At 38.0% G+C, this 21,311-nt stretch carries 21 protein-coding genes and 1 pseudogene; 12 read left to right on the top strand and 10 right to left on the bottom strand.

Annotated features, from left to right (window positions below):
* Positions 1-540: 540 nt before the first annotated feature.
* Positions 541-2,025 (top strand): annotated as a pseudogene (locus ACUVXA_RS03145) (RtcB family protein).
* Positions 2,026-2,334: 309 nt separating this feature from the next.
* Here the strand turns inward: ACUVXA_RS03145 and ACUVXA_RS03140 are convergent.
* A complete protein-coding gene (locus ACUVXA_RS03140; protein ID WP_445869779.1) occupies positions 2,335-2,820 on the bottom strand; it encodes a hypothetical protein in 486 nt (161 codons plus the stop codon).
* Between the two features lie 271 nt (positions 2,821-3,091).
* On the opposite strand from ACUVXA_RS03140, the gene ACUVXA_RS03135 reads away from it, so the two are divergent.
* Positions 3,092-4,129, top strand: coding sequence for a hypothetical protein (locus tag ACUVXA_RS03135; protein WP_445869778.1), 1,038 nt, complete (start codon positions 3,092-3,094; stop codon positions 4,127-4,129).
* 72 nt (positions 4,130-4,201) lie between these two features.
* Here the strand turns inward: ACUVXA_RS03135 and ACUVXA_RS03130 are convergent, their stop codons facing one another.
* The 3 genes from ACUVXA_RS03130 to ACUVXA_RS03120 form a co-directional block, all read right to left on the bottom strand.
* Complete coding sequence (locus ACUVXA_RS03130; RefSeq protein WP_445869777.1) at positions 4,202-5,191, bottom strand: hypothetical protein; 990 nt, start codon at positions 5,189-5,191, stop codon at positions 4,202-4,204.
* A gap of 174 nt (positions 5,192-5,365) precedes the next feature.
* Complete coding sequence (locus ACUVXA_RS03125; protein WP_445869776.1) at positions 5,366-5,830, bottom strand: hypothetical protein; 465 nt, start codon at positions 5,828-5,830, stop codon at positions 5,366-5,368.
* Between the two features lie 317 nt (positions 5,831-6,147).
* The gene (locus ACUVXA_RS03120; protein WP_445869775.1) at positions 6,148-6,429 is read right to left on the bottom strand and encodes an acylphosphatase; all 282 of its coding nucleotides are present in this window, start codon (positions 6,427-6,429) and stop codon (positions 6,148-6,150) included.
* A 231-nt stretch (positions 6,430-6,660) separates the two neighbouring features.
* Here ACUVXA_RS03120 and ACUVXA_RS03115 point away from each other — a divergent pair, with 231 nt between their 5' ends.
* From ACUVXA_RS03115 to ACUVXA_RS03080, 8 genes are all read left to right on the top strand, one after another.
* Positions 6,661-6,849 carry a ribbon-helix-helix domain-containing protein gene (locus tag ACUVXA_RS03115; protein ID WP_445869774.1) on the top strand — a complete coding sequence of 63 codons (189 nt, stop codon included), beginning with the start codon at positions 6,661-6,663 and terminating at the stop codon, positions 6,847-6,849.
* Positions 6,850-7,031: 182 nt separating this feature from the next.
* Complete coding sequence (aroD, locus tag ACUVXA_RS03110; RefSeq protein WP_445869773.1) at positions 7,032-7,736, top strand: type I 3-dehydroquinate dehydratase; 705 nt, start codon at positions 7,032-7,034, stop codon at positions 7,734-7,736.
* 40 nt (positions 7,737-7,776) lie between these two features.
* A complete protein-coding gene (gene aroE, locus ACUVXA_RS03105; RefSeq protein WP_445869772.1) occupies positions 7,777-8,640 on the top strand; it encodes a shikimate dehydrogenase in 864 nt (287 codons plus the stop codon).
* 3 nt (positions 8,641-8,643) lie between these two features.
* Positions 8,644-9,507: a shikimate kinase gene (locus ACUVXA_RS03100; protein ID WP_445869771.1), complete on the top strand. Its 864-nt coding sequence runs from the start codon at positions 8,644-8,646 to the stop codon at positions 9,505-9,507.
* The gene (gene aroA / locus ACUVXA_RS03095; RefSeq protein ID WP_445869770.1) at positions 9,500-10,819 is read left to right on the top strand and encodes a 3-phosphoshikimate 1-carboxyvinyltransferase; all 1,320 of its coding nucleotides are present in this window, start codon (positions 9,500-9,502) and stop codon (positions 10,817-10,819) included. The genes ACUVXA_RS03100 and aroA overlap by 8 nt, the downstream gene beginning before the upstream one ends.
* Positions 10,809-11,912 carry a chorismate synthase gene (aroC, locus tag ACUVXA_RS03090; RefSeq protein WP_445869769.1) on the top strand — a complete coding sequence of 368 codons (1,104 nt, stop codon included), beginning with the start codon at positions 10,809-10,811 and terminating at the stop codon, positions 11,910-11,912. The genes aroA and aroC overlap by 11 nt, the downstream gene beginning before the upstream one ends.
* Before the next feature lie 54 nt (positions 11,913-11,966).
* Positions 11,967-12,236, top strand: coding sequence for a chorismate mutase (locus ACUVXA_RS03085; RefSeq protein WP_445869768.1), 270 nt, complete (start codon positions 11,967-11,969; stop codon positions 12,234-12,236).
* A 45-nt stretch (positions 12,237-12,281) separates the two neighbouring features.
* Positions 12,282-13,178 carry a prephenate dehydrogenase/arogenate dehydrogenase family protein gene (locus ACUVXA_RS03080; protein WP_445869767.1) on the top strand — a complete coding sequence of 299 codons (897 nt, stop codon included), beginning with the start codon at positions 12,282-12,284 and terminating at the stop codon, positions 13,176-13,178.
* 54 nt (positions 13,179-13,232) lie between these two features.
* On the opposite strand, the gene ACUVXA_RS03075 is transcribed toward ACUVXA_RS03080, so the two are convergent.
* Positions 13,233-13,529: a hypothetical protein gene (locus ACUVXA_RS03075; protein WP_445869766.1), complete on the bottom strand. Its 297-nt coding sequence runs from the start codon at positions 13,527-13,529 to the stop codon at positions 13,233-13,235.
* A 222-nt stretch (positions 13,530-13,751) separates the two neighbouring features.
* Between ACUVXA_RS03075 and ACUVXA_RS03070 the strand changes: the two genes are divergently transcribed.
* Positions 13,752-13,913, top strand: coding sequence for a hypothetical protein (locus ACUVXA_RS03070; RefSeq protein WP_445869765.1), 162 nt, complete (start codon positions 13,752-13,754; stop codon positions 13,911-13,913).
* 61 nt (positions 13,914-13,974) lie between these two features.
* Here ACUVXA_RS03070 and ACUVXA_RS03065 read toward each other — a convergent pair whose 3' ends face one another.
* A complete protein-coding gene (locus ACUVXA_RS03065) occupies positions 13,975-15,933 on the bottom strand; it encodes a hypothetical protein (protein ID WP_445869764.1) in 1,959 nt (652 codons plus the stop codon).
* A gap of 313 nt (positions 15,934-16,246) precedes the next feature.
* Here ACUVXA_RS03065 and ACUVXA_RS03060 point away from each other — a divergent pair, with 313 nt between their 5' ends.
* On the top strand, positions 16,247-16,819 hold the full coding sequence (locus ACUVXA_RS03060) for a GIY-YIG nuclease family protein (protein ID WP_445869763.1): 573 nt from the start codon (positions 16,247-16,249) through the stop codon (positions 16,817-16,819).
* A 35-nt stretch (positions 16,820-16,854) separates the two neighbouring features.
* Here the strand turns inward: ACUVXA_RS03060 and ACUVXA_RS03055 are convergent, their stop codons facing one another.
* Genes ACUVXA_RS03055 through ACUVXA_RS03040 form a run of 4 tightly spaced genes read right to left on the bottom strand, consistent with a single transcriptional unit; the run spans position 16,855 to position 21,021 of the window.
* Positions 16,855-17,937, bottom strand: coding sequence for a 3-dehydroquinate synthase II (locus ACUVXA_RS03055; RefSeq protein WP_445869762.1), 1,083 nt, complete (start codon positions 17,935-17,937; stop codon positions 16,855-16,857).
* Complete coding sequence (locus ACUVXA_RS03050; protein WP_445869761.1) at positions 17,937-18,719, bottom strand: 2-amino-3,7-dideoxy-D-threo-hept-6-ulosonate synthase; 783 nt, start codon at positions 18,717-18,719, stop codon at positions 17,937-17,939. Before ACUVXA_RS03050 ends, ACUVXA_RS03055 begins: the two co-directional genes overlap by 1 nt.
* 11 nt (positions 18,720-18,730) lie before the next feature.
* Positions 18,731-19,792, bottom strand: coding sequence for an aspartate-semialdehyde dehydrogenase (gene asd / locus ACUVXA_RS03045; protein WP_445869760.1), 1,062 nt, complete (start codon positions 19,790-19,792; stop codon positions 18,731-18,733).
* Entirely contained in the window at positions 19,789-21,021 is a 1,233-nt protein-coding gene (locus ACUVXA_RS03040) for an aspartate kinase (protein WP_445869759.1), read from the bottom strand. Before ACUVXA_RS03040 ends, asd begins: the two co-directional genes overlap by 4 nt.
* Positions 21,022-21,311: the final 290 nt, after the last annotated feature.

The raw sequence follows: 21,311 nt of genomic DNA, 5'->3' as shown, positions 1-21,311 counted from the left end.
AAAGTTTCACTGTTTCAATTTTTTGAAAAGTTTCCAAATTCAAATTACTTTCTTACTTTTCCCACGTTATCTATCCATAAATGACCTGAACTTTCCCTATCATCATGCACAGTATATTACATATAAACAAACTTTCTGGATTGAACAATTGTTACTTATGACTTAATTTGGCTTCTACAATTTAAACAGTGTCTCAATTCCTTGACTTATTAATGCGTCTTTGCAACAATCCTAAGTATTCTCACTTGTGAACCAGAACTAGATAATTTTATATACAATAACTCTTAGGAGATGCGTAGAGAAGAGCGCACAACAAATAAAAAAAGTCAAAAAGGGGACAAAATAATCAACCAAAAACGTTTTCTCAGGGGACTTAACAAAATATAAGAGCAAACTTATTAAAACCAAACACCCCAGATTATCCAAGACAAGGTTAGATATGATACGCTAAACAAAGTATCTAGTCCTCAATCATAACAACAAACAAAACCTAATATGGGTGCCCCCATATTCATTTATTGAAATAAGGAGTTGATTGTCATGAATCCAAAGGATATCCCTCTTAATCGAATTAATAATAACATTTGGGAGATTCCAAAAGATTTCCGGCCCTACATGAGGGTGCCAGCAAGAATCATTGCTAACGAGGTCCTGATGAAAGACATACATAAGGATGAAACCCTAATCCAAGCCGCAAACGTAACCAGCCTACCCGGCATATACAAATACTCCGTAACCCTGCCCGACACATGAGAGGGCAACCCTCCCATGAGGGAAGCACACCAGGGCTACGGATTCCCCATCGGGGGAGTAGCCGCAACAGATTTCGAAGAAGGTGTGGTTAGCCCTGGCGGAGTTGGTTACGATATTAATTGCGGTGTAAGAGTAGTTAGAACTAATCTTGAAAGACAGGACGTTGAATCCAAAATTAAGCATTTAACACAAGAAATTTTTAATAACGTTCCCAGTGGTTTGGGTTCTAAAAGAAAAATTAAACTATCAGCCAGTAATTTGGACCAGCTTCTCTCCGAGGGCGTCAGCTGGTCAATAAAAAATGGCTTCGGATGGGAGGAAGACGCCATGCACTGCGAGGCAAACGGAAAATTGGAGGAAGCAGATCCCTCAAAAGTATCAAGTAGAGCAAAGGATAGAGGATTAGATCAAGTAGGAACACTGGGAGCCGGCAACCATTTCCTCGAGATTCAATACGTCGAAAAAATCTATGATGAGGAAGCAGCCAAAGTCTATGGACTAAAAGAAAATCAAGCTACAGTAATGATTCACACCGGATCAAGAGGATTAGGACACCAAGTATGCTCAGACTACCTACGAACCATGGAAAAAGCAGTAAGAAAATATGAAATAAACCTACCAGACAGAGAACTAGCCGCCGCTCCTGGAAAAAGCCCCGAAGGCCAAGACTACCTAGAAGCAATGGCAGCCGCCGCGAACTTCGCATGGGCGAACAGACAAAGCATAACTCACTGGGTACGAGAATCCTTCCAAAACGTCTACGGAACATCTGCAGAAGACCTCGACATGCACCTAGTATACGACGTAGCCCACAACATAGCAAAAATCGAACAACACAAAATAAACGGAGAAACCCGAACAGTCTACGTACACCGAAAAGGAGCCACACGCGCCTTCCCCCCAGAACACCCAGAACTCCCAGAAAAATACAGAAACATAGGACAACCAGTAATCATACCCGGAACAATGGGAACCGCAAGCTACATACTAAAAGGACGAAAAGAAGCCATGGAACTCAGCTTCGGATCCACCGCGCACGGAGCCGGCCGTGTGATGAGTCGTAATCAGGCGATTAGGAGTTTCAGGGGCGAAGCTGTAAAAAATAAGTTGTTGTCTCGGGGTGTTTTTGTTCGGGCTGCGAGTATTAAGGTGGTGAGTGAGGAGGCTCCTGAGGCTTACAAGAATGTGGATGAGGTTGCGAAAGCGTCACATGATGCGGGTATTGCGTCTTTGGTTGCGCGTCTACGTCCCCTGGGTGTTGTGAAGGGATAGTATTCAAAATTTAGATCTTAATTTCATACTAAAGGCGTAGTGATAGTGTATAGATCATTGTTAAATGCTTTTTTTATTTTTTGTTCTGTTTTTAATAAGATATGGTTTTTTAATTTTGAAGAATTGATATATGCTTATTTTAATTCTAATTCTTTACTTTTAGAATTTTTTCTAGATTTTTGCAGGTTGGTGTTTTGCTGTTTTGGGCTATTTTTATTTTCTTTGGTAAATAAAAATAGGAGGGTGTGGTTAGGGGCTATTAACTATTTCTAAATATTTTTTGGGGTTGGATGTTTATTAGTGTACTTTTTAGAATTCCTCTTTTACGTCTCCTCTGAGGTAGAATAGGAATAGTACGCCAAGTATTGCTGCGACGACGCTGCCGACTATGTAGATTAGTGGAAATCCTAGAAAATATCCGAGTGCTGGGGTAATGATTAGGAATAGTGAGCTTAGGATTGTAAGATAGTATCCCCACTTTTTTCTGTAAGAGAATCCAAAAGCTGAAACAATTAGGATAATTGCCATTATTAGTGTAGTGGCGAACAGTAGCATATAGTTGCTTGCACTAATTTGTATTGCGAGTAATCTGGGAATGTAAAGCAAGTACAAAAACACTGAAAACAGATCTGGAGTTAATGATAATGGGAACTGATTTAGAATAGACTCAATTGATGGTCCAGTGGATAGCGGTTTAAGGAAGAAAGTGTACCCTAGAATGAGTATGGCTAATGCTGAGAGGAAAAATATGATGGATATTAGATTTGCTAATTTTGGTCGTTCGGTTTCTGACATTTTATATTTCCTCCATTAGGTTTCTTTTAGGGAGTCTAAATTCCTAATTAACTTTTTTGAAAATTAAATAAATTTCTGAACTCATATTATTTAAAGATAAGCCCATGTTAAAAATAGTGTTGCAGTTAGGTGGAAGGTATAAATAACAACACAAATAAGATATTAACAGGTATTTATATCTTAAATATTAATCTAATTAAAATTCTGAAGCATAAAGCAGAATCTTTTTATATGTAAAACACGTTCAAATTTACAAACCGGGGGATCTCAATTGAAAAAGAAAAAGGTAGAAAATATATTTAAATTAGGTAATATTACCAACATTTCCTCTCCTCTGGTTGAGAACTTGAAAATTGCTCCCTATGTTACGCTGAATGTAGAAAGGATATCTAAATCTACAGATCTCCACTTTAAAGTGGAGCTCTCTTTTAAGAAAAAAATTTTTCAAAAGGTGGAGCATGTTCAGAACATTTCTAGTGATGGAAAATATCTCATTCCCTTACCATTAGAGATTAAGAATATTCCCTCTGAAGCTAATAAGGTTGGTTTGAGAGTAGAGTTGAGAATTGGCAGAAAGATAATAGCAGAAAAAAAGGCTTCGTTATCCGTTTTACACATAAAGAATATGCTTAAATTATCTAATCCCTATATTAGAGGACGCCAAGTTAAGGCGGGAGAGAGACGGGATTATTTTTGTGATTTAAAAAATCTATCAAAAAATCCGATTACCCTTTACTTTGAGCTCCTACTTTTGCCCTTAGGGGGAGATGAGATTAAGATATTCGGCGAACCTTTGACTCTTTCTCCAGGAAGACTACAACAGATTCAGGCAAGAATAAATATTCCTGTTGATATTCAAGGAGATTTTTTTATTGTGGCTCACGTTAAGTCTAAACAAGAAGAACAAGCACTTGAACAATGTAGTGTCTTAAAAACAACTGTTAGGGTACTTTCAAAGCCGGTTATAATAATAAGAATAACTGAATCACCACAAATTCCCATCTCAATTAATGGAGGAGAAAAGGTGAACTTTAATTTAAAAATTCTTCAAAACGTTGAAAAAACCGATTTAAAAGTTGACGTGTTAGCAGTAGGTGAAAATAGTGTAAAAAAATTGAAAACATTTCAAATTAGACAACAAAAGGGAGAGCAAAGAATGTACGGTGTTGTAAAGTGGGATACCCCCAAAGTCTCGGGTAAAACATATTATTATATTGATTTTAATGTTTATAAAGGCAAGGAACTTCTTTCTGATAGGATGGTAGAAAAAGAAAAAAAGAAAATAACGTTAATCCCAACTGGACCCTAATCCAGTTTTTTTAGGAATTTAAAAATAAGCGTAAAAATTTATTTTCATATATTAATTCGGTTTCTTTAGTCTCTAGAAGTTTACAGCCCCGCACCTGGAACATTTTTTGGAACTTTTTAGTATCTCTTGTCCACAAAATCTACATTTTGTAACCTGGGCTTGGAGTGTAAGCCATACTCTTTCTTGTGGAGTTGCCCCAATTATGTTTTCTAATTGTTGATTAAGCTTCGCTGCGTTTTCCTTAAATTCTTCAATATCATTTTGAGTTTGCACGTTTCCTTCATTTGTAGCACTAATATTAGCAGTCTCCTTTACAATCACCCTCTCAATTGGAACCTTCTTAAGTTCGGGCTTTTTGAAGTATTTCGAAATAACGGCTTCATGACGTAGCATCGCAAAACGCTGGGTAACTACGCCCCCAATAGGTCTATCTAATATTACTATTCCTGCTCCGGGAGCTGGTTTTTTAAAAATTCTGGCGGTTTCCAAATCCTCTTTAATTAATTGCCTTTCGTTTCTCGATAGTTTATAAAAAATTATTTTGGTTTCGCCAACCTTACCATGAGGCTCAAATTGTATATAGCTTCCAAAAATTCCAAAAGAGTATTTCTTAATCTTATTAATGGCTAACTCGACATAAACGGTATTGTACCTCATCCAACCTACGGGTATCTGCCCCACAAATCTGGAAGCCTTATCATGTGAGTAAAACTCAGATGTAATGATTAGACGAGACTCTGTGATGAAAAGCGTGGCTGGAAATCCTTTGAAAAAGTTTAGTTTATCTCTATTTTTGATCTCTTTCTCCCAAAAAATGTTAAGTCTAACCCTGTGTCTGCCGAGAAGTTTATCATCTTCAAGAGCGGTTAGAGGTAATTCCTCTCTTTTTTCTAGAGCCTTTTTTTCCACAGCCTCTTTTTGAATACTAGACAATTGTTTCAATATGAATCCCACCAATACCATCATTATCAGGAGTTCTGAACACAGAAGGGCTAGCTGAAACGGGTCGGCTAGGTTTCCTTGTATTTGTAACGCCGTTGCAATCCAAGTGATAATATTCAACTTGAATCCCTCAGCCCAGCTTAAACTATATAAAATATTTTTAATATTTAAACATTATCTATACTGAAAAATATACAAACACTCTCTCTAATTATAGATGTTCACTTTGTTCCATTAACTTTCTAGTCTTTTGTTTCATTTTTTTATTTAATTTTTAAATATTTTATTTAGTAATTAGTCTCTTAAACCCAATAAGTTAAAAAACTTATTAAAGCCGAATAAGGTTTCTTTTCTTGCTTTTTCTATCGTCTCCTTGTCAAACTTCAGTACTGCGTCAGATATTAATTCTAACAATTCCGTAACCAGTTTTTGTTTCCACTGAGTGGGGCTATACATATATTCCTTTATCAGATCGAAAAACAGTTTAGGATCTTTCAGAAAAATTTCTTCAACCCCATCACGAATATATATTACTTCCAGCTTTTCTTGATGCTTTTCAATTAGGTTTTGTATAATGCGTTGTCCCCATTCAGGTTTCTTGTGACAAATGAATCTGAGAATTCTACTTCTAACAACTTTACTCTCCTGAGCGATATTATCTAAATATTCAATAATTTTGCTTTCGTTTTCTTCTAAAAAGTTTAGCAGTTCTCCTCCATAAAAATCGGCGTTATCGCCTACCTTTTCGGATCCATCCATTTTATTTATCACCACTTCCATTTGTACCTGAATAGGATGTAACTTCTATAAACCTATTGAGTGAACCAAATAGTTTGAAAATTGTAATTCAAAATTAGTGGAGTTTTTAAGGGAAGTTTGGAAATAATTTGTGTCCCCCTCCCAAAGAGTTTTTGCTTCAGGGCTTAATTAGGAGCCAGGAAAGGTGAACCGCATCCACCCCCTCCTTCTTTTTAGTAACCTGGCTCCTCCCCTCCTTCAAATTTATTCTCAAACTATAAAGTAACTACTAATTTAAACCGTACATGCGTATTTTATCTTTTAAAAATAGATTTATTTTATCGATAATATCTAATACTAAAATTTTTAAATTCCCCGGTGTACTCTCCAAAAGAAACATTCAATCCTGTCACTTTAGCAGCAGGGGGTCCTCGTTTACACCACTGAATCATCTCCTCAACCTTATTTTTATCTCCTTCGAATACGGCTTCTACCCTTCCATCACCCAGATTTCTAACCCAGCCATTTACTCCTCTCTTATCCGCCTCATCTTTTGTATCCGATCTGAAAAAAACCCCTTGCACTCTTCCACTAACAAACACGTGAGCTCTAACTTTCATAATTATCACCAATTGGTAGTAAACTTAATTCTCATACAGCTACTAATTCTTAATAATCAAGATTTTTATTATCTAAAGAGGTTTTCCGATGTTTTTACTATTCTTTTTCTATTGATATTTTATTGTTGTTTCTTTATTTTTTGCTGTTAATATTTTTCTACTTTTTTTAAGTATTTTATCAAGTTTTTTAGATAAAATGTTTTTTATATTACTTAGTGTTTATCATTACATATGAAACCAGTATCTGTTAAACTTCCCAAGGAATACATTGAGGGCTTAAAACAATTAGTGGTAAACGGGTTTTACGCAAACACCCGTGAAGCTATAAGATTTGCTATCCGAGACCTTTTGGTAAAGGAAGGATACTCAGAGTTCAACCATGGGGTAAAAAGAGGGCGAACATACGCAGTCCCTTATTAAAATTAAATTTATGAGAAGATAACTAGGTCTCAACAACAATTCCCCCGCTAATTTTTAAATTAATTATTTGCGAAAATTATACATTGGATGTTTTCCTTAAATTTTTTAAACCTGACAAGCGTATTGGAAAACAGAATTTAATCTATTAGTTTTACTAAATTAGAAAGAGTGGGTGCAGTAGAGTGGCCTTGATTTGTGTTCCTGTGGCTGTTAACAAACCAAAAACATTACTTGAAAAAATTAATTTAGCCGTAAGAGAAGCACCAGATATCATAGAAGTGAGAGTGGATTATCTTGAAGATGTTGACATCGATTTTTCAGAAATCGTATCTAAAACACCAATTCCTTTGATATTGACTGTAAGAAAAAAAGGTGAAGGGGGATCATTTAAATATGGAGAGAAAAACAGGATCGAGATGCTAGAAAAATGCATCGAAGCTAAACCCAGATTTGTGGATTTGGAGTTGAGTATGAATAAGGCTGTTCTAGAACGATTATTAAAACTTGCAGACCAAAATTCGGTAAGCACCATTCTTTCTTTTCATTCATTTAAATATACTCCTAAAAGAGAAATCTTAGTAAAGAAAATCCGTGAAGCGGCTCAAAAAGGCTCAAAATTAGTAAAGATAGTGGCCTTTGCAAAAAAAATTACAGATAATTTGGTAGCTCTCTCCCTTCCTCAAGAGAGTAAAAATTCAGGAATCAGAGTTATCTCTTTTTGTATGGGTGAATTAGGGATTATCTCAAGAGTTTTTTGTCCATTTTTTGGCTCATATTTTACTTATGCTTCCTTGGACACAAGAACAGCTCCGGGGCAAATTAATTTGGAAGTTATGCGGAAAATACATAAGCTGTTCTATTCTCTCATGGAAAAGAAGTTTAATTAAAAGTGTTCTAAAAATTTAAAAATGTAAGAAGAATTTTCAGGTGTTCACGGTGATCGGTGGAGCAACCAAAGTAGTAGGTTTGATTGGTGATCCCATTGAACATTCATTGTCACCCAGAATGCATAATGCTGCATTCAGATACATGAATCTCGATTATGTCTATGTTCCATTTAGGGTGCGAAAGAAGGATTTAAAAAATGCTGTTAATGGAGCATTAGCCCTGAATCTAAAAGGCTTCAACGTAACTATTCCTCATAAGGTTTCTATAATCAAATATTTGAATAGAATTGACTCCACAGCTAGAAAAATAGGTGCAGTTAATACGGTAATCAAAAAGGATGGTGAACTTTTTGGGTATAATACTGACGGGTTGGGCGCTTTAGAAGCTTTACGGCAGGAGGGGATTGATCTCAAAGATAGAAAAATACTCATTATTGGTGCTGGTGGGGCTTCAAGGGCTATCAGCTACACTCTTGCAAGCCTCTGCTCAAAATTAATCATCTTAAATCGTACAGGAGCTAAGGCCATAAAGTTGGCGAAAGAATTCAAAAATATTGGATGTAGAGTTTATGGAAATGATTTAAACCTTAAACTATTAAAGGAGGAGCTAAGTGATTCTGACATTCTAATTAACACCACTTCAGTGGGGATGCATCCCTATACCGAGGAATCTCCTGTTCCCAAAGAGTATTTACATAAAGATTTGGTGGTATTTGATATTGTTTATAATCCATTGGAAACCCTACTTTTAAAATACGCTAAGGGAGTGGGGGCAAAAACCATTGATGGTGTTGGAATGCTGGTAAATCAGGGTGCGATTAGTTTTAAAATGTGGACAGGTTTTGAAGCTCCTAAAGATATTATGAGAAAAGTAGTTGTCGAAAATTTAAGTGGAAGGGATTAACATTTGAAAGGAAAGGCTTTAGCTTTCGGTGCTGGAACGGTTGTCAACGCAATAGCCACTGGTTTTGGTGCTGCTTTCGGACTCAATCTCTGGACAAAAGCAGAGGTAGATATTTTAAATGAACCCGGAATTTTTGAGGGAAAGATTCTAAACGATCCTTCCGAGAACACTAATCTAATCTGTACAACTGCGAGACTTGTTTTAAATCATTTTGGTCTCGAACAAGAGTATGGCGCATCTGTAATAACAGACTCCACTATTCCTATTTCTAAAGGACTCAAAAGCAGTAGCGCTGCCGCAAACGCCGTAGCGCTGGCTACTGTTGCTGCCCTGAAAAAAGATCTGGATGATCTAACCATCGTTGGTATGGGTGTGGAAGCGGCTTTAGAAGCAGGAGTAACTATTACAGGCGCTTTTGATGATGCTTGTGCATCCTATTTTGGAGGGTTTGTAGTCACAGATAACTTGAGAAAAATACTAATTAGCAGGCAGCAGATTGAGGAAAATCTCATGGTAATGATCCATGTACCGGTGAAGAAAAGTCCCACAATAAAGAGTAATATTAAAAGAATCAAATCCATGAAAAATTACATAGAGCTAGTTTTCAACATTGCTCGAAATGGAGACTATAAGACCGCCCTCACCCTTAACGGTCTTATCTATTCTGCAGCTTTGGGATTTGATACCGAAGCTACGGTTAGAGCTCTTGAAGCAGGAGCTGTTGCGGCGGGATTATCCGGCACTGGACCGGCAACAATTGCTCTTTGCCCAAGAGATGCTTATAGTGATATTGAAGCCTCTTGGCTTGAGATGGAAGGTGAAATTATCCGTACTGAGTTTAATAAAGAAAAGGCTAAAATTGTTTAGAGAAGTGATGTTTGTGGATTTAAGGATAATTGGTGGAGAAAGACTTGAAGGAGTTGTTTCTGCGTCTCCTTCAAAAAGTTATACGCATCGGGCTTTTATTATTTCCACACTTGCGGAAGGAAAGTCCGAAATTCTTCATCCCTTAATTAGTAGAGACACTCTGGCGACGATTAGGGCTTGTGAGGCTCTTGGAGCAGTGATTGAAAGTAAAAGTGAAGGTGTATGGCATGTTTCAGGCTCTTCCTATCCCAAAACACCAGAAGATGTTATAAATGTTGATAATTCTGGAACTACTATTCGTATCATGACCGCTGTTTCCGCCTTAGCGCCGGGATTTACTGTACTTACTGGGGATTACTCGGTAAGACGTAGACCTATGGGGCCACTGATTAAATCCCTGGAGGATTTGGGGGTAAGGTGTTTCTCCACAAGGGGGGATGATAGACCTCCGATTATAGTTGAGGGAGGAGGAATAATGGGAGGAGAAACCCATATTCCGGGGCATATTAGCTCTCAATTCATTTCAGCGTTACTGATTTCCTGCCCTTTAGCTAAAAATGAAACAAGAGTAAGTTTCACATCTGAGCTTAGGTCACGCCCCTATCTGGAAATGACTATCGAGTTTCTTAACTATTTTGAGGGAAAAGTTGAATATTTGCCCGGATTGGGCTTGATAATTCCCGCAGAGCAAACATACTTGCCGGCTAGTGTTAGGATTCCTGGAGATTTTTCTTCGGCATCATTTATGCTTGCAGCCGCGGCTATAACAGATTCTGATGTAAAGGTTCTCAATTTAGATATGAAAACAGCACAAGGTGATAAAAAAATCGTTAATATACTGAAAGAGATGGGAGCAGAAGTTGAAATAGGGGAAAACTACGTTAGAGTAATCGGGGGTCAGAAATTAAAGGGTTTTTCATTTGATTGTGGAGATACTCCCGATTTACTCCCTGTTCTGGCAGTTTTAGGCGCTGTTGCAGAAGGTAAGACGGACATATTCAATGCACAGCACGTTCGATATAAAGAGAGCGACCGAATATCCGCTATGGCTAAAGAGTTATCCAAAATGGGTGTTCGTTTAGAAGAGAAGCCAGACGGTTTAACTGTTTACGGCGGGAAAATTAAATCAGCCCATGTTGAAAGTTATGATGATCATCGTGTATTTATGGCTCTTACTATTGCTGCTTTGGCGGCGGAAGGAGAAACCATTATCTCAGGAGTTGAATCAGTTGATGTCTCTTATCCCTATTTTATAGAGGACATGATTTCTATGGGAGCCGATTTCAGATGGGTGAATAAAAATGACAGGTAACGTTTTTGGCAATAGGTTTGTTTTAACGTCGTTTGGTGAAAGCCATGGTAAGTGTGTGGGTTGTGTTATTGACGGTTGCCCTGCGGGATTATTGCTCTCTGAGAAAGATATACAAAAAGAGTTGGATCGCAGAAGACCAGGACAAAGTGATTTGACGACTACGCGGAGTGAAATTGATGAGGTTGAGATACTCTCTGGTGTTTTTGAGGACTACACTACTGGCGCACCTATTTGTATGATAATATGGAATAAAGACGTGGATTCCACTATGTATAAATATGTGAAATATGAACCGAGGCCAGGACACGCTGACTACACAGCAGGAATTCGGTATGGTGGATTCAACGATTATCGTGGAGGAGGAAGATTTTCAGGAAGAATCACAGCCTCCTATGTTATGGGCGGCGCTATAGCTAAAAAAATACTACGCGAAATACTAAAAATTGAAATTCTAGCACACACCACTGAAATAGGGGGAATAAAAGCAGAGACCAAATCCTTAGACGAAATCCGACAAGCGGAAAGTAATCCTGTAAGATGCGCGGACTCGGAGGCAGCAAAACGAATGATAGCTCGCACAAGAGAAGCGCAAGCTGAAAAGGACAGTGTTGGAGGCGCTATACAGTGCGTAGTTCTAAATGTGCCAGCAGGGCTGGGTGACCCAGTTTTCAACACTCTTGAAGGCGACCTAAGTAAGGCACTATACGCCATTCCCGCTGTAAAAAGTGTTGAATTTGGTAGTGGTGTTGACGCGGCAAGGATGATGGGTTCTCAACATAATGATCCCTTTGCTTTGCGCGAAGGAAAAATAGTTACAATCTCAAATTATGCGGGAGGCATTTTAGGAGGAATAAGTAATGGTATGCCTATAATCTGCAGAGTTACTATAAAACCGACAGCATCTATTGGAAAATCACAGCAGACTGTAAATCTCAAAAATATGAAGGAAACCAGAATAAACATTGAAGGAAGACACGATCCATGCATTATACCTAGGGCGATCCCTGTTGTAGAAGCAATGGTAGCATTGGTTCTAGTTGATTACGCCATTCAAGCCAATCTGGTTCCGAGAGTCTTAGAAAGAAAAATTTGAAACACCTAATTATGATGGCTTTAATATATAGTTAATATCAAGAGAGGAAAAACTTTGGAGGAACTTGAAAATCTGAGACTAAAAATTAGTGAAATTACTTTTGAAATATTGAGGCTAGTGAAGAAACGTCTAGAATTAGCAAGAGAGATAGGTAAAATAAAATCTTTAAAGGGCATTCCAATAAGAAATGAAAATGCTGAAATGAGAATTCTATACCAAGTACAAAAGGTTTGCGAGGATCTAGAGATTTACCCAGAGCTTGGTGAAGAGTTAACTAAGCTGTTAATCAAGTATTCTGTAAAAATACAAGAAGAAAATGAATAACAATGTAATATATAGACTTTAATTTAGAGCAAGGGGTTGATGGATTTGAAAACTTTAAGGCTTGCGATTATAGGCGGATCGGGAAGTATGGGTAAATGGTTCGCCCAATATTTTAAAAATAAAAATTATTCAGTTATTTTGAGTGCAAGAAATTGTGAAAAATTAATCGCTACTGCAAAGAGTCTTGGGGTAAACTATGCGGAAAAAAATGAGGAAGCAGTGAAAAACGCGGATTTGGTGCTGCTTTCCACACCTATCTCTAGTACAGCAGATATTATTAAACAACTGGCGCCACACATTAGCCAAAAGGCAACAGTCTTCGATATAGCTTCAGTAAAAGGGGATATAATTGAAACCTTGGAGGAACAGAGCTTAAAATATGGATTTAACGCTGTTAGTGTTCATCCCATGTTTGGTCCTGGTGCTACCAACATAATGGGACGTACTGTAATAATTATAACTGTTCGGGGTTCAGAAAAGGCCGCTAAAAGGCTGGGACGGATTTTTAAGAAAGACGGAGCAATAGTATTATCAGTTGAAAGCAAAAAACATGATCGAATGATTAGTACTGTGCTTGGATTACCCCACTTTTTGAACATACTATTTGGCAGCCTTCTATTACAAATACCAGAAACAATTCCCAGAATTAAAAAATTTTCTGGAACAACTTTTACGTTACAGCTTCTTTTAACGGAATGTGTTTTCGGAGAGGATCCAGATCTGTATTCTGAAATCCAGATGGAAAATAAAGAGTTCTTAAAAGTATTAGAAAAAATGGAAATGACATTTAATGATTTAAAAGAAATTATTGAAAAAGGAGAAAAGATAAAGTTCTATAAAAACTTTGAAAATGTAAGGAAAAAACTGAAACAAGATACTATGTATGAAAAAGCTTATGATAAATTTTATCAAGTACTGGAATTTTTGAAAAATAATAAATAATTGAAGTATTTTGAAAAGAATTAAATGAGATTAAGGTTTGAAATTACAATTTTTCTATATTTTCCCATCTTTAATTAGATCCAATGCTTTGTCTAATTTTTTCTGGTATTCCCTAACTTTTCTTTTAACATCATCTTGGTTAGGGGCTGACACAATTTTGCCACTTTCAGCATCCACCTTTATTTCTCCCACGTCTCCGATATATTTTCCAAGAGCCATATGTTGATACCCAAAAACCGCTTTCCAATGGTTTGCTTCCAAGTCGAGTTTACGAAGTTTGAAAACAATACCATAGTTATCAATTATAAAAGATCCAAGAATCTTCTTAACCTGAGAAACATCAATAGACATAAAATTCACCGTTTATGCATTCGAAAAATATGGTTAACTCACATTTAATAAAGTAATTTTAATATTTAAGTAATTTTCTTTGAAGGAAAGGGGAATAAAATTTTGCCGAGAATAATATGTTAGGCATTGTTATATTTGAATCATTTCTAAAAGTCGGTGTTCCTTTTGATACGCTATTTTAAAATATCTTTTTTATAATCTATTGATTAAGGTGGAACGAGAATGGTAGCAGTCTACGAAACGATAGCTAAATTAGCGTCGTGTTACATTTGCCAAGCAAAAACAGAGAATTATTGTGAGGATTGTGGTCTTCCTATATGCAGTAGTCATAGCACAATCTGCAAGTTTTGCGGTAAGCACTTATGTCTAAACTGTGATTATTAGAGACTGCTATACTGATGTAAGAGATGGTTTTAACTTTTTTACAATTTTAATAAAAAAGAGATTACTTGTTAATATACACCATATTTTCCTTTTCCTCTACCCTTACCATTCCCGCTCTTTGTAGCCAAGCAAGATTGTTTTTAACCTGAGCTGGAACTATCCCTGTAGCTTTGACCAAGTTCTCAATAGAGATTTTCTTGATACTCTCTACTATGAAGTATATCTTAAATCTGGGATCCAGAACCATAACCCCCTTGTATTTCTCAAGCTGTTCTTCCCGAGCCTTCTTTTCTCTCTCTAAATCTTCTTTCATTTTCTCTAGTTCTTTAGTTCGGGATTCCAGGTCTTTAACTTGGGATTCCAGCTCATCTTTTCCTACAAAAATTTGCTTCTCGATTATCTCTATTTCTGATTGTAATGATTTTATCTCTTCTTCTTTTAAGCGTATTTGACTCTCCTTCTGTTTTATTAATTCGGCGTTTAACTCTTTGTCCTTTCCCAGTTCTTCTATTTCAGCTCTTAATGTTTCTATCTCACCATTTAGTTGTTCCAAGAATTTTTGTCTTTCTTTTAGTTTTTCTTCCTTGTACTCCACGTCTCTACGTCTTTCGTCTATTATGATTTTCAGTCTTTCAATCTCTTTTTCTTTGAGTTTGATCATATTTGCGCCTTCCGCTATGAAGGCGTCCCTTTCTTTTATCATGCTCTCTAGAGTTCTTATTTGCCCGTCAAACTTGGATAGTTCCCTTTGTGCCCCCTCTAATTTTCCTTCTAGTTCGTCCGCTCTTAATCTTTCCTGATGAAGGGTTTCTTGGAGAGTTGATAATTCTCCACGAGCCGACTCTAATTCCACAGCTAATTTTTCTAATTCTTCTCTTTTTCTAGTTAATTCATTTTCTTTATCTGCAAGTTCTTTACTTTTTTCTGAGAGCTGAGCATTAGTGGCTTCAAGAGTTTTTTCCCTTTCCAAAAGATATTGAGATCTTTCTTCCAGTGTTTTTTCTTTTTCTACAAGTTGGGTGTTTAGTTCTTGTATACGTGCTTTGGCTTCTGACTCCTCTCTTTCTAATTTCTGGACTTCCAACTGTGCCTTTTCATATTTTTCTAACAATTCTCCGGATCGACTTTTTTCATCCTGTAATAATTTTTGTAAGTTTTCATACTCTTGCCGGGCACTTCTAAGTTCGTTCTCAATTTTTTCCAAGTTTGATCGTTTTTCCTCAACTTCTAGCGAATATTCTTCTAACCTCTTCTCCCTTTCCTGTAGCTGACTATTTAGTTCATCTACTCTTTGTCTAACTTCCCTCTCTTGATTTTCAAGTTTCTTAATTTCCTCTTCCGCATTCTGAAGCTTTTCAAGCAGCGATTTGGATACTTGTTGCTCTGAGTCAAGCTTTGTTAGGGCAGATCCCAATTGAGCTTCCACCGATTCTAGTTCGCTCTTTTTTTGGTCCAAACTACTCTTTATACTTTCTAACTCGTTCCGTCTCTGCACTAATTCCAGATCTTTTTCCTGAAGCTCTTTCTCCTTTTCGACCAAGGCCAGAGTGGTTTTCCTTAATAGTGCTTCCCTCTCAGAGAGTTGTTTATCAAATTGACCAATTGTTTCTTTCACTCTTTCCTGCTCCTTCTGAAGAACCCCGCCAAAATCTTTCGCAAACTTGCTTAAAGCCTCTCTAAAAACAAGCATCTCTCTATCGGTAGCATCAGAAAGGTTACGCACCGCTAGTTCACGTATTTCATCAATAACTTCAGACACGGTATCAACAAATGTGTATTTTATAAGTTCTGAAGCGAATTGAATGTGAACCTTTGCAACAACGCGTTCACTTACCACATCCTTCATGTTTAGGATAGCCTCTTTTAAATCTTCTAAACTGCCAGAAATAGCAGCATCTAATCCAACTCTTACATCATCTACGCTGGACTCTAAATCACTAATGCTGCTACGTAGTAGATCAACGGAGAAAAAGGCAGCGGATTCTTCTTTCTCGGCTTTAGAGGGGGTTTTTTCTTGCATCCTGATGCCTCCTAAGAGAAATTAACATTAATTTAAAAATTAGAATCAAAACATTTAAAGTTTTACAAAATATCGATATTAAATAAATTAAATATAATTATGAAATACTAAAACTAATAGAAAATTTTTTATAAAAATATTAAATATAGCAACTATTCACACGTTAAAAAACAATTTAAAATCCTATCTAAAAGTAAAATTGAGAAAAAGTTTAATCATCCTAAACCATACTATATTATGATATAGAATGATAGAGTAATTTATCAGGTACCCGAAATCGATGAAGCAAACCGGCAAGTATGACCTTTACGGGATGATTGATTATAGTTACGCTGAGACGGGAAATAGTTCTAATTTGGTATCTCCATTTTACAATAAATTTGAAAAATTTGTGACCAAAATGTTTTTGAGGGCTGGTCAGAAGGGTGTTTATTCTCTACTAATAGAAATACAGGTTGAGTCACAGATTCCGATAGGTAAATTAGGGAGAATTAGTTTCCCTGCCGGATTTTATGTTTATACCGGTTCTGCCTTGGGTAATGGGGCTAGTAGTTTAAAAGGTAGACTTCTGCGCCATCTTTCTAGTAAAAAGAAGAATTTCTGGCACATTGACTACTTCCTTTCAGGTGAGTCTTCAAGTGTTATAGGTGTAGTTTTTGCAGAAACCACTGAAAATAAGGAACACGATGTGGTGAGAGCGCTTAAGCCGAATTTGAAAATAGTTTGTGAAAAATTTGGTGCTAGTGACTGCAATAAAAAATGTGTAAGTCATCTTCTCTATCTAGGTAAAAATCAGAGTAAAAATATAGAATTGATTAAACAAATATACGAAAAACTTGGACTTAAACCTACTACAATAATTCTTAAAAAGAACGGGATAAACTAAAAATGATGGAAGTTTAAATACCGTTTTCTCAAATTTTATTTCTCAATTATTGTTTCCTTAATAGTTTTTCCAAAGTGTCGCCCACCAGTAATGGAGTATACTATAATCTCGTCTCCTGTTTTTAATTTGGCAACTGAAATGGGTTTTCCCTCCTTATTTACCAGGTTTACTGTTTCAGCGTTTTGGGTCAGAGTTTTTAGTATCATATCTTCTGAATCTAATTTTGCCTTTACGAGAAGTAGAGGTCTTTTTTCTATTTTTACTCTTCCTACTATGACTTCTCGGCAATTTCCCAGATAATCCACTGCAAGTACTTTATCGCCCGCCTCCAGTTCTGAGAGATACTTTGTTTTCCCGTCAGCCATCAGTACATATGCATGAACCGCTCCTGCATTAACTCTAAATGGTCGGGGCTCAGCAAATTCCGTTTGCAGAGTTTCGCTGTGGATAAGAAACAATCCCTGTGATTGACTGCCAATCAGCATTCCTTCACCTGTTCTCAGAAGTGAACAGGTGTCTACGCAGACACGATCTCCCGATCCTACTTCTCTTACCTCGATGACTTTGGCTGAAATCAAGACGATTTTTTCCGGTTCCTCAATTATTTTCTCCAGTTCCGGTATTTCCTCGGCCTTTTGGGGCGTAAAGATTACTCCGTCCACTCCCAGTTCGAGAGTTTGAAAGAGGGTATTTGCTTCATCCCGGCTCTCAGCTTCAGCAAACAACTCTGTCTTAGATTTGTGAAGTTCTGCAATCAGATTCTCTAAAGGTATTATCTTCCAATCTTCCGCTTTTACGATAATATAAGGAACTCCTCTCTTAGAGAGTTCTATAACTTTTTCTTCATCCTCCTTAGCTCGAATGTCCACTAAACATGCAACACATTTTCCCTGTTTCATAATTTTTGAAATTTCTTCGGGATTGGTTTCTGTTGTTATTAATACATCTGGTTCAGACGTTTGTGAAGAAGAAAAAATGGTTGTTGAACCTAACTGCCTAAGTTGTGGGATTAGTGGTTCATCCGCTATGAAAGTATTTATTCCGCTGGTCATCGAGATTATTGCTATCTCTCTTACGTCTTCCCAATTGCCATTCAAACGTATTATTATTTTCTTCATTATTTAGACCCCAGAATTTGAAGGGCTTCTTCGACAGAAGCATTTTTTTTCACTATTTCTGAGACCGCTTTCACTATTGTCATTGGTTTTTGGTGTTGAAACGCGTTTCTACCCATTGCCACGCCTATAGCTCCGGCATCCATAGAGTCCTTAACCATCTGAAGAGTTTCACGATCTGTTTCGGTTTTAGGGCCTCCTGCAATTATAATTGGCACTGGGCAGCCTTCAACCACTTTTTGGAAAGTATTAACCTTTCCTGTAAAAGGAGTTTTTATAATGTCTGCTCCAAGCTCCGCACCTATTCTAGATGCATGGGCAATTGCCTTTGGATCCAACGAATCAATGTTTTTCCCTCTAGGGTACATCATGGCTATTAGGGGCATCCCCCAATCTTCGCAATCTCTCGAAACTTGTCCTAGGTGCTTCAACATCTCGGGTTCCTTTTCTGCTCCTATATTAATGTGTATGGACACGGCTTCCACGCCGAGTTTAACCGCTTCTTCCACAGTTCCCACAGCAACTTTCCAGTTATGGTCTGGGCCCAAAGCAGTACTTCCTGAGAGATGCATTATTAATCCACAATCGGGTAATTTTTCTAACTGTTTTAATATACCTTTATGAAGTAGAACAGCAGTAGCCCCCCCTTTTGATACCAGTTCAACTGTTTCCCGTATATTCTCGATTCCCTTGATGGGACCATCTGTAAGTCCGTGATCCATAGGGATTACCACAGCTTTACCGTTTTCCAGTATCCTTCTTAATCTCGCATCTTTTCCTCTCAATTCCTATCACCTCATAGGTAATTTTTTGCGTATAAAAGTTCAGCGTTAAGCACCACGGCTCCTGCCGCGCCTCTAATAGTGTTGTGGCTAATAAGAGTCAAAAGCAACGTGTTCTCATCGAACCCCGGTCTTATTCTTCCAACAGTTGCGCTCATTCCGGGAACGGTGCCCGCCATACGGTCTAATCTTGGTTGGGGGCGGTCTTCTTCCTCTCGGACTATTATCGGTTGTTTGGGTGCAGATGGTAAATTCAGTTCTTGGGGTTCCCCCTTAAATTCTCTGAGAACTTTTTTTACTTCCTCAATATCCGCTGGTTCTTTGGTTCTAATGAAAACGGTCTCGGTGTGTCCATCTATAACCGGAACTCTGTTACAGGAGGCCACTATTTTGAAATCTGCGAATTTGATTTGCTTATCTTCCATTTTGCCCAGAATTTTAAGCGTCTCATTCATCACTTTTGGCTCTTCGCCTTTAATGTAGGGAATCACATTGTCTGTTATCAGTAATCCCGGTACGCCTGGAAGACCGGCGCCGGAAATGGCTTGCATTGTGTTCACGTATACTGTATCCAGTTTAAAGTGGTCATGGATGGGCTTAAGAACCATAGCCAAACCAATGGCGGTACAATTGGGATCAGTAACTATGTATCCTCTCCACCCCCTATTCTCTTTTTGTACATCGATTAGTTGAAGATGGTCAGGGTTCACTTCGGGAATAATCAGAGGAACATCCTTTTCCATCCTGTAGGAGCTGGCATTACTAGTAACCACACATCCTGCCTCGGCAAATTTACCTTCCACTTCTTTTGCTATTTCCGAGGGCAAAGCGGAGAAAGCAAGGGGAGCTTCCGCCTCGCTCGGATCGGTGTCAACTACTGTCGTATCTCTCAAGTCTTCAGGAATATCCATAGGTAGATACCAATTTACAGCAGCATCCTTGTAGGTCTTACCTGCTGACCTCTCAGAAGCCGCGATGGAAACTATGTTAAACCAAGGATGGTTGTAAAGCATTTCAATTAGTCTTTGACCTACTGTTCCGGTACAACCTAAAATTGATACATCTATCTTCTTCAATCTTTTACCTCCAGATTCGTTTTTATTAGCTCAGCCGCCTTTTCCTTTTCCTCCCAGCTTACGAAAACTCTTATACTCGAGCTTATGGTCAGAATTCCAAAAATGTTGATTTTCGCCTTGCCTAGAAGGTCCGTTACACTATCGAGAATACCTGGTGAAGTCTCCAGATTCACGCCTTTAACCGTAATCATTGAAAGATTTTCGAAAAGGGAAACCGCCTTACCCAGTCCTTCTTCTCTTATTTTCCTATGTACTGAGTTAACCACTTTCCTGGTATCCTCATCCGAAATATAGAGTATCAGAGATAAGGGCTCCATAGCTACTGATAGTATCCTCCCGTTTGCTCCTCTTACCGCTGATAGAATTGAAAAAACTGCTTCGGGTTTAGCGGCTTCTTCTCCTACAATAGTGATCATAGAAACATGGTTTTCATCGACTAAGACCTCTAGTTCTGGCAACTCTGAACCGGTTATCACGGTTCCTACAGCAGACAAGTCTCCGTTCTTGAAGCCAACAATCCGTATCTGCATGTCCCTAGATTTGAACCATAAGGCCTTAGGATGAATTATTTTTGCTCCAGTAGATGTTAGTCTAGCCACTTCCTCCGTGTCCAGCGACTTTATGAGAGCTGTGCTTTCCACCAAGTCTGGGTCTCCTGTAAGAACACCTTCCACATCCTTAACTAGGATCACCTCTTTAACTCCCAAGCAGTTTCCAATGAGCACCGCGGAGGTGTCGCTTCCACCACGCCCTAAAGTCGTTATCTGGCCCTTCGGGGTTTTTCCTAGAAAACCGCAAATCACAGGAACCAGTCGTTTTTCAATTAAGGGAATCAACTTTTCTTTCACAGCGCTTTTTGTCTCTAGAACCAGAGGATTAGCATTTCCAAAATGTTCATTCGTAAATATGGGCCAGTATTCTGAATAAGGATCAACGACAAGACTCTTAACTCCCGCCGATTTTAGCGCTGTACCCATTAAGCGGGCAGCTATGCGTTCTCCCATTGACAATATTTCATCCAGCTCTGCAGAGCCTATGGTTCCCTCCGTAGCGCCCTCAGCCAATCGCAGCAACTGATCAGTTGCCCCCTTTAGGGCTGACACCACTACCACCACGTCTCTACCTTTCTCTATTTCTGCTGCCACCATCCTTGCTGCATTTATTATGTCCTCGCTATTTGATAGAATTGAGCCGCCAAACTTAACTACTATGGTATTATCTGCACTCACTGTTCAATCCCTCTAAAAACAGTTTTTTTGGTTGGTTTTTTCTAAAAATCGGATCTAAACTAAAAATAGCAGTATGATGTGGACTTAGAGCTACATAAATTGGCAGGGCATCACCGAGCCACCACACCTGTGTCCAATCAATAGATATTGGCAGGGCATCACCAATCCAAACCACCTAAACAATAGTGGTTCATCTCTATATTATACAAGGTATTAAATGTTTCGCAAATCCACCAAGGGACCCCGTCTTAGGTATGTAGTTTTTCTGGTTGTTGTTTGTCTTATGTAGG

Source organism: Candidatus Jordarchaeum sp. (genome assembly GCF_052745115.1).
Note: the sequence above shows the minus strand (reverse complement) of the source record. Positions and strands in the feature narration are given on the sequence as shown.